The sequence below is a fragment of the Micrococcus sp. KRD128 genome (assembly GCF_017168395.1).
GTDB lineage: Bacteria > Actinomycetota > Actinomycetes > Actinomycetales > Micrococcaceae > Micrococcus > Micrococcus luteus.
Map to the genome: position 1 here is coordinate 223,232 of NZ_JABFAX010000016.1, position 21,027 is coordinate 244,258.

Genomic DNA, 21,027 nt, shown 5'->3' on the forward strand with positions numbered 1-21,027 from the left:
GAACTGCCCGCTCGACGGGGGGTGGCGGGCCGGGCGGCCACGGCCCCGGGTACGACGAAGCCGGAGCCCTGCGCTGCAGGGCTCCGGCTTCGTCGACGTGGTCGGGCTAGCGGGATTTGAACCCACGACCTCTTGACCCCCAGTCAAGCGCGCTACCAAGCTGCGCCATAGCCCGTGGCGACTCGCGGTCATCCGCGCTTCAGCACCCGACGAGCATACCCCACCCGCACCGCCGGACGCGAATCGGGAACGGGCCTGCCGGGTCGTCGTCGTCAGGGGTGAACGGCACGACACCCCCGAAACGTGAACAAGGGGCCCACGTCCTCTTCACAGACGTGAACCCCTCATCCCTTGACCGAGGGCCACCCGACCGAGAGTCCCCCAGCGACCGCGGCCCCGGCGTACCGGTGGGCCTGGCGGTCTGCACGAACCCTCTCATGACTGAGGGTGCAGTCGTGCACGGGTGAAGCGTAACACACCGAGCCGCTCCGATCCGCCGTTCCGGGCGGGTCGATGAGGCGTGTCGGGGGGGGGCTCACGGATCCCCGTCGGAGGGTCAGTACGTGAAGGTCCGGTCCCCCACGCGGAATTCGACGTCCTTCAGGTCCGGGATGGCGTTGCGGGCCTGCTCCGCCGCCTCCCGCATCGTGTCCTCGAGGACCTGGGGATCGGCCTCGAGAGCGGACCGGCCGTACTCGATGACCACCTTCCCGTCCTCCCGGAGGGCCTCGACGTCGACGATGTCCGAACCGGAGGGCAGGGATCGCGTCAGGTCCTCGACGACCTCGGCGGCGCGCTGGTCCGCCTCCTCGAGGGCGTCCTCGGCCTCCTGGCGCAGCTGCCCCAGGTCCACGCGGTCCGAGGCGTCCGCCTCCAGCTCGCTGATCCGGTCCTCGGCCTGGGCGAGCCGGTCCTCGGCGCTCTGCAGCGCGGCCCGGGTCTCGCCGTCGTCGACCGCGCAGCCGGATGCGGCCAACGCGAGCGCGGCCAGGGTGGCCAGGGACAGGGCGGCGGGGCGACGTCGGATGAGGCTCATGCCCTCAGGCTACGCGGCGAAGGTGGACGAACGGTGGGAACTTGCCGGGACGACGACGTCCCCCGGCGCGGCAGGCCGAGGGACGTCGTCGGGGCGGTGCCGGATCAGCGGCCGCGACCGCGCTTCTCGCGCACGCGCATCCCGATCTCGAGGGGCGTGCCCTCGAACCCGAACGTCTCGCGCAGGCGGCGCACGATGAACCGGCGGTACCCGGGGTCCAGGAACCCCGTGGTGAACAGCACGAACTTGGGCGGCCGGCTCGAGACCTGGGTCGCGAACAGGATGCGGGGCTGCTTGCCGCCGCGCAGCGGGTGCGGGTGGGCCGCCACGAGCTCGCCGAGGAACGCGTTGAGCTTGCCCGTGGGGATACGGGTGTCCCACGAGTCCAGGGCGAGGTCCAGCGCGGGGACGAGACGGTCCTTGTGCCAGCCGGTCTTCGCGGAGATGTTCACGCGCGGCGCCCAGGCGACGTGCGCCAGGTCCCGGTCGATCTCCTTGGCCAGCTGGTGCCGGCGGTCCTCATCCACCTGGTCCCACTTGTTGAACGCGATCACGAGGGCACGCCCGGAGTCCAGCACCATCTGGAGGATGCGCACGTCCTGCTCCGAGACCACCTGCGGCGCCTCGAGCAGCACCACGGCCACCTCGGCGCGGTCCAGGGCGGAGGCCGTGCGCAGCGACGCGTAGTAGTCGGCGCCGTGGGCCATGTGCTGCCGTCGACGGATGCCGGCGGTGTCCACGAAGCGCCACAGGCGTCCGCCGAGCTCCACGAGCTCGTCCACGGGGTCGCGCGTGGTGCCGGCGAGGTCGTCCACCACCACGCGGTCCGAGCCGGCCAGCTTGTTCAGCAGCGAGGACTTGCCCACGTTCGGCCGGCCCACGAGGGCGATCCGGCGCGGGCCGCCGCGCGGCACGAGACCGCCGTGGGCGGACTCCTCCGGCAGCGCCTCGAGGGCGGCGTCCAACAGGTCCGCGACGCCGCGGCCGTGCACCGCGGACACCGGGTACGGGTAGCCGAAGCCGAGCGACCACAGGGTGGCGGCGTCGGCCTCCTGGACCATGTCGTCCACCTTGTTGGCGGCCACGATCACCGGGCGGTCCTTGCGGCGCAGCATCGAGACCACGGCCTCGTCCGTGGCCGTCATGCCGACGGTGGCGTCCACCACGAACACGACGGCGTCCGCCACGTCCACGGCCAGCTCGGCCTGCTCGGCCACGCGACGGTGGATGCCCTTGGCGTCGTGCTCCCAGCCGCCGGTGTCCACCACGGTGAACTCGCGGCCGTTCCACTCGGCGTCGTAGGAGACGCGGTCGCGCGTCACGCCGGGCACGTCCTCCACCACGGCCTCACGGCGGCCGATGATGCGGTTGACGAGCGTGGACTTGCCGACGTTCGGCCGGCCCACGATGGCCAGCACGGGCGGCACGGGCGCGTCGACGTCCTCGTCGGGCCCGAACTGCCACGCGTCGAGGAGGGCGGCGTCGTCCTCCTCGAGCTCGTAGTCGGCCAGGCCGGCGCGCAACGATGCGGCACGCGCCTCGGCCTCCTCCTCGGTCATGGCGGCGAGCCGCTCGGCCACCTGATCGTCGCCGGCGGGGACGAACTCGTCCTCACCGGAGCGGTGCTGGGGGTTCTCGGTCATCGTCGGCCTCCCTTCACGGCCGGAATGCCGGCCTGGTCCTCGACGGCGGCCAGGACGGCCGCCACGGTCTGCTCGAAGTCGAGCTCGGTGGAGTCCACGAGCGCCACCCCGTCGGCGGGGCGGTCGAACGTGGACACGGTGGCGTCGCGGGCGTCGCGCCCGGCCACCTGGCGGTGCAGCGTGCCGGCGTCGACGCCGGTCTCCCCCGCCGCGGCCAGCTGGCCCGAGCGGCGGGCGGTGCGCACGGCCTCGGAGGCCGTGAGCAGCACGCGCGCGTGGGCGTCCGGGGCCACCACCGTGGTGATGTCGCGGCCCTCGGCGACCATCCGGCCCGCGGCGGCGATCGCCGCCCGCTGGCGACGGTGCAGCTCCTCGCGCACCGGGATGACCACGGCGACGGTGGAGACCGTGTCCGTGACCTCGGGGCCGCGGATCGCCTCGGTGACGTCCGTGCCGCCGACCCGCACGGCCTCGACGTCCGGGTCGGTGGACTGGTCCAGGTCCATGGCGACGGCGGCCGCCGCCACAGCCTCCGCATCGGCCAGGTCGACGCCCTCGTGCAGGCAGTGCCACGCCACGGCGCGGTACATGGCGCCGGTGTCCAGGTACGCCGCGCCGAGACGCCGGGCCACGGCCTTGGACACGGACGACTTGCCCGAGCCCGAGGGCCCGTCCACCGCCACCACGAGCGGGGCAGGTGCGACGTCGTCGCGGGTGTGCTCGGTCATCTCAGACCACCTTCCATCCGGCGGCGGTCAGCGCCGCCACGAGTTCGTCCCTGCGGCCGGGCAGCACGGAGATCTCCACCATGCCGACCCGGTGGCCCGAGGCGTGCTCGAGCCGCAGGTCCTCCACGTTCACGTCCGTGCGGCCGACCTCGTCGAGGAGGGCCGCGATCTGCCCGGGGGCGTCGTCCACGATCACCGTGACCACCGCGAACGCCTGCGGCGGCGCCCCGTGCTTGCCGGGCACCCGTGCCCGGCCGGCGTTGCCCTCGGCGATCAGCTGCGCCAAGTCCAGCCGCGCCCCGGGGGCGGAGGGGTCCTCCAGGGTGCGGATCAGCCGGTCCAGGTCCGCCCGCAGCCCGTGCAGCGCCGGCACGATCCGCCCGGCGTTGCCGGAGAGGATCTGCACCCACAGCTGCGGGTCCGACGCCGCGATCCGGGTGGTGTCCCGCAGCCCGTTGCCGGCCAGGGCGAGCGCCTGGTCCGGGGTGTCCTGCAGGCGGGAGGCCACGAGCGAGGCGGCGATCTGCGGCAGGTGCGAGATCAGCGCGACCGACTCGTCGTGGGCGCGGGCGGCCATCCGGTACGGGGTGGCCTGCAGCGTCAGCGCAAGCGCCCGACCGGCCGCGAGGGCGCCCGGGCGCGTCGTGTCCGTCGGGCACAGCACCCACGGCGCCTGCGTGAACAGGGTGCCGCGGGCCGCCACAGGACCGGACCGCTCGGAGCCGGCCATCGGGTGCGTCCCGAGGTACCGGTCGGCGTCCTGCGGGGCCAGGCGGGCCTCGTCGACGGCGGCGCGCACGCCCGCGGCGACCGCCTCCTTCACCGAGGCGATGTCCACCACCACGGCCGCGGGCCAGCGGCGCAGCGAGTCCACCACGACGTCGGCGGTCACGTCCGGCGGCGCGGCCACGACAACGAGGCCCGGGGCGGCATCGAGGTCGTCGCCCTCGGCGTCCAGGCGGGCGGGGCGTCCGGCGCGGATGTCCGCGGCCACGGCCAGGGCGGCGGGCGAGGGGTCGTGCAGGCGCACGTCCACACCGGCCGCGCTCAGCCCGATGCCGATCGAGGTGCCCAGCAGACCGGTCCCCCGGACGAGGACGGGCTGCGGGATCCCGGCCGGGCCGTCACCGAGCGCGGCGGCGGACTCGGCGGGCGCGCTCACAGGCCGACCAGGGCCTTGAGGTGGCCCAGCTCCTGCGCGTTGAGCGCGCGGACGGTGCCCTGCTTCTGGTCGCCCAGCAGGATGGGGCCCACCTTGACGCGGACGAGCCGCTCGACCGGGTGGCCGATCTCCTGGAACATGCGGCGCACGATGCGGTTCTTCCCCGAGTGCAGCACGACCTCGACGAGCACGTGGCCCGGCGTCGAGTCGACGAGCTTGAACGAGTCCACCTGCGCCACGCCGTCCTCCAGCTCCACGCCCTCGCGCAGCCGGTTCGAGACGCCCTTGGCCAGCGGGCCGCGGGTCTGCACCACGTAGGTCTTGGGGACCTCGTAGCTGGGGTGGGTGAGGCGGTTGGCCAGCTCACCGTCGTTGGTGAGGATGAGCAGGCCCTCGGTCTCGTTGTCCAGACGGCCCACGTGGAACAGGTGCTCCTGCCCGGGCTTGAGGTAGGTGGCGATCGAGGGCCGGCCCTCCGGGTCCACCATCGTGGAGATCACGCCGCGGGGCTTGTTGAAGACGAAGTACTGCTTGGTCACGTCCGTCTGCACGGAGATGCCGTCCACCCGGATCACGGCCGTGGCCGGGTCCACGCGCACGCCGGGCTCGGTGACGACGACGCCGTCCACCTCCACGCGGCCCTCGGCGATGAGGTCCTCGCTCACGCGCCGGGACGCCACACCCGCCGCGGCCAGCACCTTCTGCAGGCGCTCGCCCGACTCGTCGTGGATGCGGTCGAGGTGGGCGGCCTTGGCCCGGGCGGCTCCGGCGCCGCGGCCGCGGCGACCGCGCGTGCGCGGCACGGCGTCCTCGTCGAAGGGGGCCTCCTCGCGGGGGCCGGCGGCGCCGCGGCGGGCACCGATCTGTCGCTGGTAGTCGCGCTCCTGGAACGGGCCGCCCCGTCGACCGACGGCGGGGGTGCGTCCGGAGCCTCGCGGCTTGCGGGAGTTCATGGGGAGGGCGTCCTTTCGGGTGCGCGTCAACGGCGCCGGTCGGGCCGGCGGCGGACGGGTCAAGGGGTGGGGGACGGCCCGGAGACGGACACGCCCGGCTCCATTCTCGCAGATCGGCGGCGTCTCGTCTCCCGACCACCGCTCCCCCGGCCGCGAGCGCGCAGAGAACCGGCCCGGTCCCGCGACGGGACCGGGCCGGCGTCGTCGGCGCTCAGCGGACGGTCACGGCGCGCCGCCGCGGGAGATCAGCTCGCGGGCGAGCTGCCGGTAGGCCTTGGCGCCGTCGTGGTTCTCGGCGAACAGGGTGATGGGCGTGGCCGCCACCGTGGCGTCGGCGAACTTGATGGACCGCTTGATGACGGTCTCGAACACGCGGTCCCCGAAGCCGGCCACCAGCGAGCCCACGACCTCCTTGGAGTGCAGGGTTCGCTGGTCGAACATCGTGGCCAGCACGCCGTCGATCTCCAGGTCCGGGTTGAGCCGGTCCTGCACCTTCTCGATCGTCTCGACGAGCAGGGCGACCGCGCGCAGCGCGAAGAACTCGGCGGTCAGCGGGATGATCACGCCGTGGGAGGCGGTCAGCGCGTTGACGGTCAGCAGGCCCAGCGAGGGCTGGCAGTCGATGAGGACCACGTCGTAGTCGTCGCGGACCTGGCGCAGCGCGCGCTCGAGGACCTGCTCGCGGGCCACCTCGTTGACGAGCTGCACCTCGGCCGCGGACAGGTCGATGTTGGCCGGCAGCAGGTCCATGTTCTCGAAGTCCGTGGACAGGATCGCGTCCTTCGCGGTCACCGACCGCTCCATGAGCACGTTGTACACCGTGGTGTCGAGCTCGTGCGGGTTCGCACCCAGGCCGGCCGAGAGGGCGCCCTGCGGGTCGAAGTCCACCATGAGCACCCTGCGGCCGTAGCCCGCGAGCGCGGCGCCCAGGTTGATGGTGGAGGTCGTCTTCCCGACGCCGCCCTTCTGGTTCACCATCGAGATGATCCGCGCCGGGCCGTGCGAGGTCAGGGGCGCGGGCTCGGGGAAGTCGTGCTTGGGCCGGCCGGTGGGCCCGAGCACGGGCTCGCCGTGGATGGTCATCACGGGGATCGGTTCTCTCGAGGTCACGGCGGCGCCGGCTCCTTCCACGGTGGTCTGCACGCCCGGCCGCGGGCCGCGGCGCGCCGCGGCGCCGTCGTCGGCGTGTCCGGATCTTCCCCCACCCTAGTGCCTGGCGTTCCCGGGACGACGGCGACGCCGGGGACGGGCCTGTGTCCAGGCTCGTCCCCGGCGTCGCCGGTGGTCGACGATGCGACGTGCCGCGCGGGCCCGCCGCCTCCGTCAGCGGATGGGGTTCCGGTCGCCGTCGGCGGCCATCGTGAAGTTCAGGCTGGAGTCGGGGTGACCCTCGTAGGCCTGCTCGGCGACCGTCGGGGACTGCTGCGGGTCGTGCGCGGCGCCGTCGTGGCCGACCACGGTCGCCTCGTCGAACTTCAGCTCGCCGCTCAGGACGCGCCGGGCGCGCTCGCCGTCGAGTTCGCCCACCCAGCGGCCGACGAGGAGCGTGGCCACGGCGTTGCCGGTGAAGTTGGTCAGGGCGCGGGCCTCGGACATGAACTTGTCGATGCCCACGATCACGCCCATGCCGCCGAGCAGCTCGGGTCGGTGCGCCTGCAGGCCGGCGGCGAGCGTGGCCATGCCCGCGCCGGTGACGCCGGCCGCGCCCTTCGAGGCGATGATCATGAAGACCAGCAGGCCGATCTGCTCGCCGAGGTTCATCTCCGCGCCCATCGCGTTGGAGACGAAGAGCGCGGCCATGGTCAGGTAGATGGCGGTGCCGTCCAGGTTGAAGGAGTAGCCAGTGGGCACGGTCACGCCCACGACGGACTTGTCCACGCCGGCGTGCTCCATCTTGGCGATCAGGCGGGGCAGGGCGGTCTCGGAGGAGCTGGTGGCGAAGATGAGCAGGTACTCCCGGCCCAGGTACTTCATGAGGGACAGGATGCTCAGGCCGGTCACGACCTTCAGGATGGTGCCGAGCACCACCACGATGAAGGCGATGCAGGTCAGGTAGAAGGCGCCCATGAGCAGCGCCATGGCGCCGATCGCGGACCAGCCCGTGGAGCCGACGACGGCGGCGATCGCACCGAAGGCGCCGATCGGGGCGACCCACATCACCATCATGAGGATGCGGAACACGACGCCCTGGATCAGGGTGAGACCACGCAGCAGCGGGGCGCCGGCCGGGCCCATCTGCTGCAGGGCGAAGCCCACGAGCAGGGCGATGAACAGGGTGGGCAGCACCGGCAGGGAGCCGGGGATGATGTCCAGCAGGAACTGGACGGTGCCGTCCACCGCGGCCTGGGGCTTGTTCGGGTCGTAGGGCGTGAGCTTGAGGCCCTCGCCGGGGTGGATGAGGTTGCCGACGACGAGGCCGACGGCCAGCGCGAACGTGGACATCGCCATGAAGTAGACCAGGGCGATGCCGCCCACGCGGCCGACGGTCGCGGCCTTGGCGATCGAGCCGACGCCGAGGGCGATCGTGCAGAAGATGACCGGGCCGATCATCATCTTGATGAGGGAGACGAAGCCGTCGCCCAGCGGCTTGAGGGACTTGCCGAACTCGGGGAAGAGCAGGCCGACGGCGGCGCCCAGCACCACCGAGGCGATCACGGCGATGTACAGCCAGTGGGTGCGGTCCTTCTTCGTCGCCGGGGCCGGCGGGGCCGAGGTCTCGGCCGGTGGGGTGTGCGCCATCGGGCGTTCCGTTCTGTGCGGTGGTGGCGCGCCGCCGAACGGTCCGCAGCGGCGCGGGAGGGTTGTGACCACTCTCGCGGGCCGGGGTGGTGTCGGTCACGATTGCGGTCATAGTGGTCACGGCGGCCCGCGGGCTGCAGGATCGTGGGGGTGGACCGGCGCGTCGCCGGCCCGAGGGAGGAGAGGCATGCGCCACCCGTGGTCGATCGCCCGGCGGATCGCCGTGGTCCACGTGGCGCTCGTGGCGGCCATCGCCCTGTTCAGCGTGTGGAGCGCCTACCTCCAGGCCCGCGAGGTGGCCCTGCGCGTCGAGGAGCGCCACGTCCAGGGCGTCACCACCCTGGTGGCGCGCGACCCCGCGCTCGTCTCGGCCCTGCGGGTCGGCGACGCCCCCGCCCTGCAGGCCGGGATCGACGGCTGGATCGCCGAGGCGCAGGTCTCGTGGCTGACCGTGATGGATCCGGACGGGATGCGGTTGGCGAGCTGGCGCCCCGAGCAGGTCGGTGTCCGCTATCCGAGGCCGGTGGACGCCGTCGTCGCCGGGGACACCGTCGTGGAGCTCTCGAGCACCGGTGCCGCGGGCCGTTCGGTGCGCGCGCTCGCGCCGGTCGTGGACCCGGAGGACGGCACCGTCCTGGGCGTGGTCACGATGGGCGTGCAGATCTCCGACGTCACCATCATGGCCGAGGCGCAGATCCCCGGCATCCTGCTGGGCTCGGCCGCCGTGGCCGCCGTCGGCCTGCTCGTCGCCTGGCTCGTCGGCCGGTATCTGAACCGGGTGACGCTCGGACGCGGCCCCGAGCAGATCGCCGAGCAGTTCCTGCTGGCCGAGACGGCCATGGCCTCACTCGAAGCCGGCGTCGTGGTCCTCGCCCCGGACGGCCGGGTCCGCCTGCACAACGACGCCGCCGCGCGCCTGCTCGGCTGGGAGGGCGAGGGCGAGCCTCGACCGCCCACCGAGCTCTCCGCGGCCCTGCCGGGCGCGGTCGGCGGCGAGGCGAGCCTCGCCGTCGGCGGGCGGGTCCTCGTGGTGCAGCAGCGGGTCGTGCGGGCACCCGGCCGTTCCGACCCCGGCGGGTCGGTCCCGCCGACGGCCCTCGCCGCGGCCGCCCGCGAGGGCGTGACCACCGCCCCGGCGGGATCGCGCGTGCTCGTCCTGCACGACCGCACCGACCTGCAGCGGCTCGGCGACGAGCTCACCGTGGCCCACACCCTGACCACGGCGCTGCGCGCGCAGACGCACGAGCACGCCAACCAGCTGCACACCGCCCTCGCCCTCGTCGGGTCGGGCCGGCTGGAGGCGGCCCGCGCCGTGCTGTCCCGCCGCGCCGCGGACGAGGAGGCCTCCGACGACGTCCTCGCCGCCCTGCTCGACGCGAAGGCCGCCCAGGCGCGTGAGCGGGGCGTGGCGCTGACCTGGTCGGCCGAGCTGACCGCGCCCGCCCCGCTGCGCCCGCTCGACCTGCTGACCGTGCTGGGCAACCTGGTGGACAACGCCCTCGACGCCGCCGCCGCACCGGACCTGTCCGCGGCAGACCGGTGGGTCGACGTCGAGGTGGTCTCGGACGACGCGGGCCTGCTCGTGCAGGTGGCCGACGGCGGCCCCGGACCCTCCGACGCGGACCGCGGCCGACTCTTCGACCGGGGCTGGTCGACGAAGCCCGTCGGCGCCGCCGGACGCGGCATGGGGCTGTGGCTGACGCGCCGGATCGCGGAGGAGGCCGGCGGGGTCGCGGACGTCGCGACCGACTCGGGCACCGTGTTCACCGTCGAGGTGCCCCGCGACCCCCGAGCCCAGGAGGAGACATGACCGCCCGCCCGTACCGGGTGCTCGTCGTCGAGGACGAGCAGCTGACGGCCGAGACCTACGTGGCGCACCTGGACCGGCTGCCGGGCTTCGAGGTGGCCGCGGTGGCCGGTTCCCTGCTGGCCGCGCGGCAGGTGGCCGCGGCGGGCCTGCACGCGGACGGGCGCTTCCCGTTCGACGTCGTGCTGCTGGACATGAACCTGCCCGACGGGCACGGGCTGGACTTCCTGCACCAACTGCGCGCGGCCGGCTTCCACGGCGGGGTGCTGGCGCTCACCGCGGCCACCGACCTGCCGGTGGTGCGCCGCGCCGTCGCGTACGGCGTGACGCAGTACCTCGTGAAGCCGTTCGGGTTCGACGAGTTCGCGGATCGGCTGGGCGGGTTCCGCGCCGCCTCGGCGATGCTGGCCGGCGACGGCGCCCTCGACGGCCAGGAGCAGGTGGACGCCGTCTTCCGCGTCTCCCGCGAGCGGCGCGCCGAGGCCCTGCCCAAGGGGTTGACCGAGGGCACCCTGCGCGAGGTGATGGACCTGCTGGGGGCGGACCCGGAGACCGCCCTGAGCGCGGCCGAGGTGGGCGAGCGCCTGGGCATCTCCCGCGTGACGGCCCGGCGCTACCTCGAGCACCTCGAGCGGATCCGGCGGGTGCGGCGCTCGGCCCGACACGGCGGCCGCGGCCGGCCCGAGCAGGAGTACCGCTGGGCCGGCCGCGCGTGAGCGGGGCTCAGCGGGCCGGGCGCAGCACCCCGGCCAGGGCCTCGAGCACGGCGGGGTCCTCGATGGTCGAGGGCACCGCGTACTCCTCGCCGTCGGCCATCTGCCGCATGGTCTTGCGCAGGATCTTGCCCGAGCGGGTCTTGGGCAGCGCCTCCACCACGACGACGTCGCGGAAGTCCGCCACCGGGCCCACCTCGCGGCGCACGGCCTGACGCAGCTCGTCCAGGAGCGCGGCCTCGGCCTCGGAGCCGGGCTCGGGCGTCTCGACGCCGGACTTGAGGACCACGTAGCCCGAGGGCCGCTGGCCCTTGAGCGGGTCCGCGACGCCGATCACGGCGCATTCGGCCACCGCCGGGTGGGAGGCCAGGGCAGCCTCGAGGACGCCCGTGGACAGCCGGTGCCCGGAGACGTTGATGACGTCATCGGTGCGGCCGAGCACGAACACGTAGCCGTCCTCGTCCACGACGCCGGAGTCACCGGTCGCGTAATGGCCGGGGAACGCGCTGAGGTAGGAGTCTATGTAGCGCTGGTCGTCGCGCCACAGGGTGGGCAGGGTGCCCGGGGGCAGCGGCAGCCGCAGGGCGATGTTGCCCTCGGTCCCGGCCGGCACGGGCTCCCCCAGGCCGTCCAGGACCACGAGATCGACGCCCGGCGAGGGCACCGAGGACGAGCCGATCTTCACCGGCAGCTGCTCCAGGCCCACCGGATTCGCCGCGATGGCCCAGCCGGTCTCGGTCTGCCACCAGTGGTCGATCACCGGCATGCCCAGCAGGCCCTCGATCCACCGCTGCGTCTCCGGGTCCAGGCGCTCGCCCGCGGCGAAGAAGTGCCGCAGGGAGGACAGGTCGTGGGCCTTGAGCAGCTCGCCCTCGGGGTCGGCGCGGCGGATCGCGCGCAGCGCCGTGGGGGCCGTGAAGAAGGAGCGCACGCCGTGGTCCTCGATGAGCCGCCAGAACGCGCCGGCGTCGGGCGTGCCCACGGGCTTGCCCTCGTACATCACCGTGGTGGCCCCGGCCAGCAGTGGGCCGTAGACGATGTAGGAGTGCCCCACGACCCAGCCCACGTCCGAGGCCGTGCACATCACCTGCCCCGGGCCGACGTCGTAGATGTGCTCCATGGTCCAGCGCAGGGCGACGGCGTGGCCCCCGTTGTCCCGGACGACGCCCTTCGGCTTGCCCGTGGTGCCCGAGGTGTAGAGCACGTACAGCGGGTCGGTGGCCTGCACCGGGACGCAGTCGGCCGGCTCGGCGGCCGCGACGGCCTCGCCCCAGTCCTCCCAGCTCGCGCCCCCGCGTCCGTCGGCGTCCGCGAGCGCGGTCTCGAAGCCCTCGCGGTGGTGGACCAGCACCGTGCGCACGGGGTGCGCGGCGGTCTCGAGCGCCTCGGCCACGGCGGGCAGGTATTCGACCCGGCGCTTGGGCTCGATGCCGCCGGAGCAGGTGAGCACGACGTCGGGGGCGGCGTCGTCGATGCGGGAGGCGAGCTCGCGCGGGGCGAAGCCGCCGAAGACCACGGAGTGCACCGCGCCGAGCCGCGCGCACGCCAGCATCGCGATGTGGGCCTGCGGGATCATCGGCAGGTACACGAGGACGCGGTCGCCCCTGCCGACGCCGCGCGCGGCCAGGGCGCCGGCCAGGCGGGCCACCGCGTCCGTGAGCTCGGCGTACGTGTAGCGGGTGACCTCGCCGGTCATCGCGGAGTCATGGATCAGCGCGACGGCGTCCCCGCGGCCCGCCTCGACGTGCCGGTCCAGGCAGTTGAAGGCGGTGTTCAGCTCGCCGTCCGGGAACCAGCGGTACAGGGGCGCGGCGGAGTCGTCGAGGGCGCGCGTGGGCGCGACGGTCCAGTCGATGGCGCGCGCCGCGTCGAGCCAGAACCCCTCGGGGTCGCGGAGGGAGCGGGCGTGGGCGTCGGCGTACGCGCCGGAGGGGCGGTCTTCGGTGGGGGCATCGTGGGTCGCCATGCGCCCAGGGTAGTGCTGTAGATCACACGGGGCAAGAGATCTGTATACATCTCGCGCGTTGCGAGTGAGGCATGGCGGCGCACGGGCGTCCCCCGCCAGGGGCACGGCACCCGGCCCCGTCACGCCGGACGACACTCCCCTCCGACGGCGTCGTCCGACGCGCGCACCGGACACACCCCCTGCCCTCGGCGGGACTGTTGTGTATACACTGGCCGCATGCGAGCGAGTGAGCGGGCGTACCAGGCCCTGAGGGCGGAGATCCTCGACTGGTCCCTCCCTCCGGGCGCGGGCCTGGGCGAGGTGGAGCAGGCCGAACGCCTGGGCATCTCGCGCACCCCTCTGCGCGAGGCGCTCTCCCGCCTGGTGGCCGACGGCCTGGCCGAGCAGGCACCGGGCCGGGGCATCGTCGTCGCCGACCTGTCCCTCGAGCAGGCGGACCAGCTGTTCGACCTGCGCATCGCCCTCGAGTCCCTCCTGGCGCGCCGGGCCGCGCAGCGGGCCACCCCGGAGGCGGCCGAGCGGTTCACGGTCCTCGCGGGCCGTTTCCAGGAGGCCGAGACGGCCCTGCGCGGTGGGACCGACCCCGCGGACTACTACGCGATGACGGCCGAGCTGGACAGCCGGCTGGACGAGGCCGCCGCGAACCCCTACCTCGTCTCCACCCTGCGCACCCTGCGCCTGCACCTGGCGCGCCTGCGCCGACTGGCCGCCGACGACCCGGCCCGCCTCGCGGCCTCCGCCGCGGAGCACGCGGACATCGCCGACGCCGTCGGCTCGGGCGCCGCGGACCTCGCGGAGGCGACCACGCGGGTCCACCTGCACCACGCCTTCCACCATCTGACCCGGCGCGGCCGCGCCGAGGAGACCCCGACCCTGCTGACCCCCACCGAAGGAGACCGACCATGAAGAACCATCACGTGCGCGTCCACCGCTCCGAGGAGAACCTCGAGCGCAAGGACCAGCTGGCCTGGAAGCTGGCCGAGGTGGCCGTCGACGACGTCGAGGTGCTGCCCGAGGTCGAGGAGATGATCATCAACCGGATCATCGACAACGCCTCCGTCGCCGTCGCCTCGCTCCGGCGCGGCCCGATCGTCGCCGCCCGCGCCCAGGCCCTGTCCCACCCGGTCTCCACCGGCGGTGCGGGCGCCTCCGTGTTCGGTGTGGAGCAGAAGGTCTCGCCCGAGTGGGCCGCGTGGGCCAACGGCGTGGCCGTCCGCGAGCTGGACTACCACGATACGTTCCTGGCCGCCGAGTACTCCCACCCGGGCGACAACATCCCGCCGATCCTCGCCGTCGCCCAGCACGCCGGCCGCTCCGGCAAGGACCTGATCCGCGGCATCGCCACCGGCTACGAGATCCAGGTGGACCTCGTGAAGTCCATCAACCTGTACGGCCACAAGATCGACCACGTGGCCCACATCGGCCCCTCGGCCTCCGCCGGCATCGGCACCCTGCTCGGCCTGGACACCGAGACCATCTTCCAGGCCATCGGCCAGGGCCTGCACACCACCACCGCCACCCGCCAGTCCCGCAAGGGCGAGATCTCCACGTGGAAGGCCCACGCCCCGGCGTTCGCAGGCAAGATGGCCGTCGAGGCCGTGGACCGCGCCATGCGCGGCCAGACCTCGCCCGTCCCGATCTACGAGGGCGAGGACGGCGTGATCGCCTGGCTGCTGGACGGCCCGGACGCCTCCTACGAGGTGCCGCTGCCCGAGCAGGGCGAGCCCAAGCGCGGCATCCTGGACACCTACACCAAGGAGCACTCGGCCGAGTACCAGGCCCAGGCGTGGATCGACCTGGCCCGCAAGCTCCACAAGGAGCACCCGGAGGCCACCGACCCGGCGAACGTCGAGTCGGTGCTGATCAAGACCTCGCACCACACCCACTACGTGATCGGCTCGGGCGCCAACGACCCGCAGAAGTACGATCCGACCGCCTCGCGCGAGACCCTCGACCACTCGATCCCCTACATCTTCACCGTGGCCCTGCAGGACGGCTCCTGGCACCACGTGGACTCCTACGCCCCCGAGCGCGCCCAGCGCGAGGACACCGTGGCCCTCTGGCACAGGGTGACCACCGTGGAGGACCCGGAGTGGACCCGCCGCTACCACTCGCTGGACCTCGCGGAGAAGGCGTTCGGCGGAGCGGTGGAGATCACCCTCAAGGACGGCACCGTCATCACCGACGAGATCGCCGTGGCCGACGCCCACCCGCTCGGCGCCCGGCCGTTCGCCCGCGAGCAGTACATCCAGAAGTTCCGCACCCTGGCCGAGGGCATCGTCTCGAAGGAGGAGCAGGACCGCTTCCTGGCCGCCGCCGAGCGCGTGGCCGAGCTGCAGCCCGGCGAGCTGGACCAGCTGAACATCCTGGCGGACCCGGCGTTCCTGTCCGAGGCCGACCTCGTCGCCGCCCCGAAGGGCCTGTTCTGATGCTGTACTCGACGAAGACGGCCGAACAGAAGCGGATCGACCTGCGGCAGACCCTGAAGCAGGGCGGCGCCCAGCAGTTCCCGGGCGCGTTCACACCGCTGTCAGCGAAGCTGATCCAGGAGAAGGGCTTCCCCGGTGTGTACATCTCCGGCGGCGTGCTCGCGAACGAGCTGGGCCTGCCCGACGTCGGGCTGACCACGCTCACCGAGGTGGCCGTGCGTGGCGGGCAGATCGCCCGCCTCACGGACCTGCCGTGCCTCATCGACGCGGACACGGGCTTCGGCGAGCCGATGAACGTGGCCCGCACGGTGCAGGAGTTCGAGAACGCCGGCCTGGCCGGCTGCCACATCGAGGACCAGTTCAACCCCAAGCGGTGCGGCCACCTCGACGGCAAGAACATGGTGGACCTCGACACCGCGGTCAAGCGCATCGCCGCGGCCGTCGACGCCCGCCGGGACCCGAACTTCCTCATCATGGCGCGCACCGACCTGCGTGCCGTGGAGGGCCTGGACGCCGCGATCGCCCGCATGAAGGCGCTCGTGGAGGCCGGTGCGGACGCGATCTTCCCGGAGGCCCTGAAGGACATCGGCGAGTTCGAGACCGTGTGTCGCGAGCTGGAGCCCCTCGGGGTCCCGGTCCTGGCGAACATGACCGAGTTCGGCAAGTCCGAGCTGTTCACCCGCCGGCAGCTGGCCGACGCCGGCGTCGCGATGGTGATCTACCCGGTCACCCTGCTGCGCTCCGCGATGGGCGCCGCCGAGCGCGTGCTCGACGCCATCAAGGAGGAGGGCACCCAGCAGTCGCAGGTGGAGCAGATGCTCACTCGCGCCCGCCTCTACGAGCTGGTGGACTACGAGGGCTACAACGCCTTCGACACGGGCATCTTCAACTTCGACGTGCCCACGCTCGACATCGGCGCCAACCACGCCGACCTCTGACCCGTCACCGGGCCCGCTCGTGCGCGGGCGGGCCCCACTCCCCGAGGAGGGACACCATGACCGAGACCGAGATCAAGAAGGGCCTGGCCGGCGTCGTCGTGGACACCACGGCGATCTCCAAGGTCAACCCGGAGACGAACTCCCTGCTGTATCGCGGCTATCCCGTGCAGGACCTGGCCGCGCAGCTGCCGTTCGAGGCCGTCGCGCTGCTGCTCTGGACGGGCGAGCTGCCCACGGACGAGGAGCTGGCCGCGTTCGAGCGCTTCGAGCGCGCCCACCGTGCCCTCGACCCGAAGGTGAAGCAGGCCATCGACCTGCTGCCCACCGACTGCCACCCCATGGACGTCGGCCGCACCGCCGTGTCCGTGCTCGGCGCGAACCACCCGAAGGCGGAGGACTCCTCCCCCGAGGCCGAGCTGGAGAAGGCCCAGGCGCTGTTCGCGGCGTTCCCGGCCGTCGTCGCCTACGACCAGCGCCGTCGCCGCGGCCAGGACGTGGTGGAGCCGCGCGAGAACCTGGACTACTCGCAGAACTTCCTCTGGATGACGTTCGGCGAGGAGGCCGCCCCGGAGGTCGTGGACGCGTTCCGCGTCTCGATGGTGCTGTACGCCGAGCACTCGTTCAACGCCTCGACCTTCACCGCGCGCGTGATCACCTCGACGCTCTCCGACCTGCACTCGGCCGTGACCGGTGCGATCGGCGCGCTCAAGGGCCCCCTGCACGGCGGCGCCAACGAGGCCGTGATGCACACCTTCGACGAGATCGGCATCCGGAAGGAGGAGTCCCGTGAGGACGCCGCCGCCCGAGCGAAGGCGTGGATGGAGGACGCCCTGGCCCAGAAGAAGAAGGTCATGGGCTTCGGCCACCGCGTCTACAAGAACGGCGACTCCCGCGTGCCCACCATGAAGGCCGCGCTGGACCGGATGATCGAGCACTACGGCCGCGAGGAGTTGCTCGGCCTGTACGACGGTCTGCAGCAGGCCATGGACGAGGCCAAGCAGATCAAGCCGAACCTCGACTACCCCGCCGGCCCGACGTATCACCTCATGGGCTTCGACACCGAGCTGTTCACGCCGATCTTCATCGCCTCGCGCATCACCGGCTGGACCGCCCACATCATGGAGCAGCGCGCCGCGAACGCGCTGATCCGCCCGCTCTCGGCCTACGACGGCCCGGAGCAGCGGGAGCTGCCGGCGGGCTGAGCCTCGTGAGCGGCGGTCGGGGCGACTTGTCGGAGGTGTAGACGCAGATCACCTCCGGCAAGTCGCCCCATTCGCTCGCGGTGCGGTGCCCGCACCCCGCGCGCACGACGACGGCGGGTCGCCCCGGGTGGGGCGGCCCGCCGTCGTCGTGTCGTCATCCGTGCGATGCCCTCGCAGAGTGGTCACGACACGCCGCGTGCCGGGTGCGGCGACGGCGTGTCGTGACCACTCTGTGTCGGGCCGGTCGGCAGCCCCTCAGCGTCGGGCCGCCGCGTCGGCGCGGCGGGCCAGGCCGGCGGCGACGAGGCCGGCGAACAGCGGGTGCGGGCGGGTCGGCCGGGAGGAGAACTCCGGGTGGGCCTGCGTGGACACGTAGTACGGGTGCACGTCCCGGGGCAGCTCCACGAACTCCACAAGGGCGCCGTCCGGGGAGGTGCCGCAGATCGCGAGGCCGGCCTCCTCGAGGCGGTCGCGGTAGGCGTTGTTCACCTCGTAGCGGTGGCGGTGGCGCTCGGTCACCTCGGTGGTGCCGTACGCCTCGGCCACCACGGAGCCCGGGCGCAGGGTCGCGGGGAAGGCGCCCAGGCGCATGGTGCCGCCGAGGTCCCCCTCGCCGGCCACGATCTGCTCCTGCTCGGCCATGGTGGCGATCACGGGCGAGGCGGTCTCCGGGTCGAACTCGGTGGAGTCCGCGTCCTCCAGGCCGAGGACGTTGCGGGCGTACTCGATGACCATGGACTGCAGGCCCAGGCACAGACCCAGCGTCGGGATCCGCTGCTCGCGGGCGTGCCGCAGCGCGCCGAGCTTGCCCTCGAGCCCGCGCACGCCGAAGCCGCCGGGCACACACACGGCGTCGACGTCCGCGAGCGCCGCCGCCGCGCCCTCAGGGGTGGCGCACTCGTCCGCGGCCACCCAGCGGATGCCCACCTTGGCCCGGTGGGCGAAGCCACCGGCGCGCAGCGCCTCGGTGACGGACAGGTAGGCGTCCGGCAGGTCCACGTACTTGCCCACGAGCGCCACGGTGAGCTCATGCTCCGGGTGGTGCACGGCGTCCATGAGCGCGTCCCAGGCGGTCCAGTCCACGTCCTTGAACTTCAGGTCCAGGGACTGCACCACATGGGCGTCGAGGCCCTGGTCGTGGATGACGCGGGGGATGTCGTAGATGGAGGGGGCGTCGGCGCAGTTGACGACGGCGTCCTGCGGGACGTCGCACATGCGGGCAATCTTGCCGCGGACGTCGTCGGGGACGGCCCGGTCCGAGCGCAGCACGATCGCGTCCGGCTGGATGCCGATCGAGCGCAGGGCGGCCACGGAGTGCTGGGTGGGCTTGGTCTTGAGCTCCTGCGAGGGGCCGATGTACGGCACGAGGGAGACGTGCAGGAAGAAGACGTCGTCGCGGCCGACGTCCTGGCGGACCTGGCGGGCGGCCTCGAGGAAGGGCTGCGACTCGATGTCGCCGACGGTGCCGCCGATCTCCGTGATGATCACGTCCGGGGCGGGGCGGTCGCCGCGGGGCTCCGCGGGCAGGCGCATCCGGCGGCAGATCTCGTCGGTGATGTGAGGGATGACCTGGACGGTGTCCCCGAGGTACTCGCCGCGGCGCTCGCGGGCGATCACGGTGGAGTACACCTGGCCGGTGGTCACGTTGTCCAGGCCGTCGAGGTCCTCGTCGAGGAAGCGCTCGTAGTGGCCGATGTCCAGGTCCGTCTCGGCGCCGTCCTCGGTAACGAACACCTCGCCGTGCTGGAACGGGTTCATGGTGCCCGGGTCCACGTTGAGGTAGGGGTCGAGCTTCTGCATCACCACCCTGAGCCCGCGCGCCTTGAGCAGGTGGCCGAGCGAGGAGGCCGTGAGCCCCTTGCCGAGGGAGGAGGCGACACCGCCGGTCACGAACACGTGACGGGTGACGCGCGTGGACGTCTGAGTACGAGAAGTTCGTTTCACCACGGATCTCGAGCGTATCAGGTGCGGGGCTCAGCGCGCGCGCGGATGCGCGGCGGCGTAGACCTCGCGCAGGGAGTCCACGGTGACGAGGGTGTACACCTGCGTGGTGGTCACGGACGCGTGCCCGAGCAGCTCCTGGACCACGCGGACGTCCGCGCCGCCGGCCAGCAGGTGCGTGGCGAAGCAGTGGCGCAGGGTGTGGGGCGAGACGTCCGCCTCGAGGCCGGCGCGCTCGGCCGCCCGCTTCAGCACGGCCCACGCGGACTGCCGGGAGAGCCGGCCCCCGCGGGCGTTGACGAACAGGGCGGGCGTGGAGCGTGTGACTCCCGTCATGATCGTGGGCCGTCCCCGCACCAGCCATGCGTCGAGCGCGGCGGCCGCGTAGGAGCCGATCGGCACCACGCGCTCCTTGGACCCCTTGCCGAACAGGCGGACCACGGGCTGGCCGCCGTCGTCCCCGGTCTGCGCGAGCCCCACCACGTCGTCGACGTCGAGGCCGACCACCTCGGAGATGCGGGCGCCGGTGCCGTAGAGGAACTCGAGCAGCGCGCGGTCCCGCAGTCCGGCGGGGGTGTCGACGGGCACGGCCTCCAGCAGCGCCGTCACCTGCTCCACGGGGAGCGCCTTCGGCAGGCGGTCGCCCGGCTTCGGCGGGTGGACGTCGCGGGCGGGGTCGGCGGGCGTGAGTCCCTCGAGGGCCCAGAACCGGTGCAGGCCGCGCACGGCCGCGAGCACGCGGGCCGCCGAGCGGACCGCGAGGGGCCGCCCGCCGTCCTCGCCGGTGCCCAGCGCCCGCAGGAAGCCGGAGACGTGGCCGGGGTCGACGTCGGCGGGGGCGCGCACCCCGTGGGCTTCGAGCCAGCGGCGGTAGCGCTCGAGGTCGCGGCGGTAGGCGGCCAGCGTGTTCGCGGCGAGGCCCCGCTCGACGGCCAGGTGCTCCAGGTGGCGGCGGAACGGGGCCGCGAGCGCGGACTCCGCGCCCCGGCCCCCACGACTCCCACGGGCCTCGGCCTCGCCGCTCCCCCGGGCGGCCGGGTCGGTGCTCACGCGGGCCAGTCCGCCCCGGGGCCGTGGCGGTCGGGGACGAACGGCGCGTCCACGGGACGCAGGCGTCGCCAGCCCTGGGCGCGGTGGGCGCCCAGGGCCAGCACGGCGACGACGGTGGACGGGTTGTGCACCCGGCCGTCCAGGACGGCGTCGGTCACCTCGTCGAGGCCGACCCACACGAGCGGCATGGCGGCCTCCTCGTCCTGCCGGGTGTGCCGCTGACCGTCGGGGATCTCCTCGATCTGACGGGCCAGGAACACGCGGATCGCCTCGCTGGAGCCGCCCGGGGTCGTGTAGTAGTCGATGAGGGTGTGCCACTCGCGGGCGCGCAGGTCGGCCTCCTCGGCCAGCTCACGGACGGCGACCTGGTGGAGGTCCTCCCCGTCCACGTCCCGCAGGCCCGCCGGGATCTCCCACAGCTCCATGCCCACGGGGTGGCGGTACTGGCGGACGAGGGCCACCTGCTCGCGGGGGCCGGTGGTGGTGAGCTTGGTGCGGACCGCGAGGATCGCCACGGCGCCCGGATGCACCATCAGCTCCCGGGTCAGCGGTTCCCGGGACTTGTCGGCCGGGTCCAGGCGGAACGACTCCCGGGCGATGTCCCACACTCGGCCCTCGTACACGGTCTTCGACTTCTTCACCGGGCGGGGGACGTGCAGGTCGCGCAGGGGCGAGCGTCCCGCGGACGCGGAAATCTCAGGCATGGGGCGATCCTCTCAT

The 21,027-nt window shown here is 73.3% G+C and carries 17 protein-coding genes and 1 tRNA gene; 6 read left to right on the forward strand and 12 right to left on the reverse strand.

Going from position 1 to position 21,027, the window contains the following annotated elements; translation table 11 throughout:
• Positions 1 to 98 precede the first annotated feature (98 nt).
• The 8 genes from J1M44_RS09170 to J1M44_RS09205 form a co-directional block, all read right to left on the reverse strand.
• A tRNA-Pro gene (locus tag J1M44_RS09170) sits at positions 99 to 175 on the reverse strand.
• Between the two features lie 381 nt (positions 176 to 556).
• Complete coding sequence (locus tag J1M44_RS09175; RefSeq protein ID WP_206480876.1) at positions 557 to 1,036, reverse strand: hypothetical protein; 480 nt, start codon at positions 1,034 to 1,036, stop codon at positions 557 to 559.
• Positions 1,037 to 1,140: 104 nt separating this feature from the next.
• Complete coding sequence (gene der / locus J1M44_RS09180) at positions 1,141 to 2,679, reverse strand: ribosome biogenesis GTPase Der (protein ID WP_206480877.1); 1,539 nt, start codon at positions 2,677 to 2,679, stop codon at positions 1,141 to 1,143.
• Positions 2,676 to 3,407 (reverse strand): (d)CMP kinase, encoded by a 732-nt coding sequence (cmk, locus tag J1M44_RS09185; protein ID WP_002857424.1) that lies wholly within the window; start codon positions 3,405 to 3,407, stop codon positions 2,676 to 2,678. Before cmk ends, der begins: the two co-directional genes overlap by 4 nt.
• Position 3,408: 1 nt before the next feature.
• On the reverse strand, positions 3,409 to 4,569 hold the full coding sequence (locus J1M44_RS09190; RefSeq protein WP_206480878.1) for a prephenate dehydrogenase: 1,161 nt from the start codon (positions 4,567 to 4,569) through the stop codon (positions 3,409 to 3,411).
• Complete coding sequence (locus tag J1M44_RS09195) at positions 4,566 to 5,522, reverse strand: pseudouridine synthase (protein WP_002857422.1); 957 nt, start codon at positions 5,520 to 5,522, stop codon at positions 4,566 to 4,568. Before J1M44_RS09195 ends, J1M44_RS09190 begins: the two co-directional genes overlap by 4 nt.
• A gap of 222 nt (positions 5,523 to 5,744) precedes the next feature.
• Complete coding sequence (locus J1M44_RS09200; protein ID WP_050773867.1) at positions 5,745 to 6,605, reverse strand: ParA family protein; 861 nt, start codon at positions 6,603 to 6,605, stop codon at positions 5,745 to 5,747.
• Between the two features lie 240 nt (positions 6,606 to 6,845).
• Positions 6,846 to 8,261, reverse strand: coding sequence for a C4-dicarboxylate transporter DctA (locus J1M44_RS09205; RefSeq protein WP_002857420.1), 1,416 nt, complete (start codon positions 8,259 to 8,261; stop codon positions 6,846 to 6,848).
• A 187-nt stretch (positions 8,262 to 8,448) separates the two neighbouring features.
• On the opposite strand from J1M44_RS09205, the gene J1M44_RS09210 reads away from it, so the two are divergent.
• Positions 8,449 to 10,071, forward strand: a complete 1,623-nt coding sequence (locus tag J1M44_RS09210; protein ID WP_002857418.1) for a sensor histidine kinase — start codon at positions 8,449 to 8,451, stop codon at positions 10,069 to 10,071.
• Positions 10,068 to 10,784 carry a response regulator gene (locus J1M44_RS09215; protein ID WP_002857416.1) on the forward strand — a complete coding sequence of 239 codons (717 nt, stop codon included), beginning with the start codon at positions 10,068 to 10,070 and terminating at the stop codon, positions 10,782 to 10,784. Before J1M44_RS09210 ends, J1M44_RS09215 begins: the two co-directional genes overlap by 4 nt.
• Before the next feature lie 7 nt (positions 10,785 to 10,791).
• On the opposite strand, the gene J1M44_RS09220 is transcribed toward J1M44_RS09215, so the two are convergent.
• Complete coding sequence (locus J1M44_RS09220; RefSeq protein WP_206480879.1) at positions 10,792 to 12,747, reverse strand: AMP-binding protein; 1,956 nt, start codon at positions 12,745 to 12,747, stop codon at positions 10,792 to 10,794.
• A gap of 216 nt (positions 12,748 to 12,963) precedes the next feature.
• Between J1M44_RS09220 and J1M44_RS09225 the strand changes: the two genes are divergently transcribed.
• The 4 genes from J1M44_RS09225 to J1M44_RS09240 are packed head-to-tail and all read left to right on the forward strand — an operon-like array spanning position 12,964 to position 17,316.
• Positions 12,964 to 13,653, forward strand: coding sequence for a GntR family transcriptional regulator (locus tag J1M44_RS09225; protein ID WP_002857413.1), 690 nt, complete (start codon positions 12,964 to 12,966; stop codon positions 13,651 to 13,653).
• Positions 13,650 to 15,176, forward strand: a complete 1,527-nt coding sequence (locus J1M44_RS09230) for an MmgE/PrpD family protein (RefSeq protein ID WP_002857411.1) — start codon at positions 13,650 to 13,652, stop codon at positions 15,174 to 15,176. The genes J1M44_RS09225 and J1M44_RS09230 overlap by 4 nt, the downstream gene beginning before the upstream one ends.
• A complete protein-coding gene (prpB, locus tag J1M44_RS09235) occupies positions 15,176 to 16,114 on the forward strand; it encodes a methylisocitrate lyase (RefSeq protein ID WP_144823904.1) in 939 nt (312 codons plus the stop codon). Before J1M44_RS09230 ends, prpB begins: the two co-directional genes overlap by 1 nt.
• Before the next feature lie 56 nt (positions 16,115 to 16,170).
• Positions 16,171 to 17,316, forward strand: a complete 1,146-nt coding sequence (locus tag J1M44_RS09240) for a bifunctional 2-methylcitrate synthase/citrate synthase (protein WP_002857407.1) — start codon at positions 16,171 to 16,173, stop codon at positions 17,314 to 17,316.
• Positions 17,317 to 17,571: 255 nt separating this feature from the next.
• On the opposite strand, the gene J1M44_RS09245 is transcribed toward J1M44_RS09240, so the two are convergent.
• From J1M44_RS09245 to J1M44_RS09255, 3 genes are read right to left on the reverse strand one after another with little or no spacing between them, the layout of a single operon-like run.
• The gene (locus J1M44_RS09245) at positions 17,572 to 19,281 is read right to left on the reverse strand and encodes a CTP synthase (protein ID WP_081091340.1); all 1,710 of its coding nucleotides are present in this window, start codon (positions 19,279 to 19,281) and stop codon (positions 17,572 to 17,574) included.
• 9 nt (positions 19,282 to 19,290) lie between these two features.
• The gene (gene xerD, locus J1M44_RS09250) at positions 19,291 to 20,307 is read right to left on the reverse strand and encodes a site-specific tyrosine recombinase XerD (RefSeq protein ID WP_002855875.1); all 1,017 of its coding nucleotides are present in this window, start codon (positions 20,305 to 20,307) and stop codon (positions 19,291 to 19,293) included.
• Positions 20,304 to 21,011 carry an NUDIX domain-containing protein gene (locus J1M44_RS09255; protein WP_049158121.1) on the reverse strand — a complete coding sequence of 236 codons (708 nt, stop codon included), beginning with the start codon at positions 21,009 to 21,011 and terminating at the stop codon, positions 20,304 to 20,306. The genes xerD and J1M44_RS09255 overlap by 4 nt, the downstream gene beginning before the upstream one ends.
• Between the last annotated feature and the right edge of the window lie 16 nt (positions 21,012 to 21,027).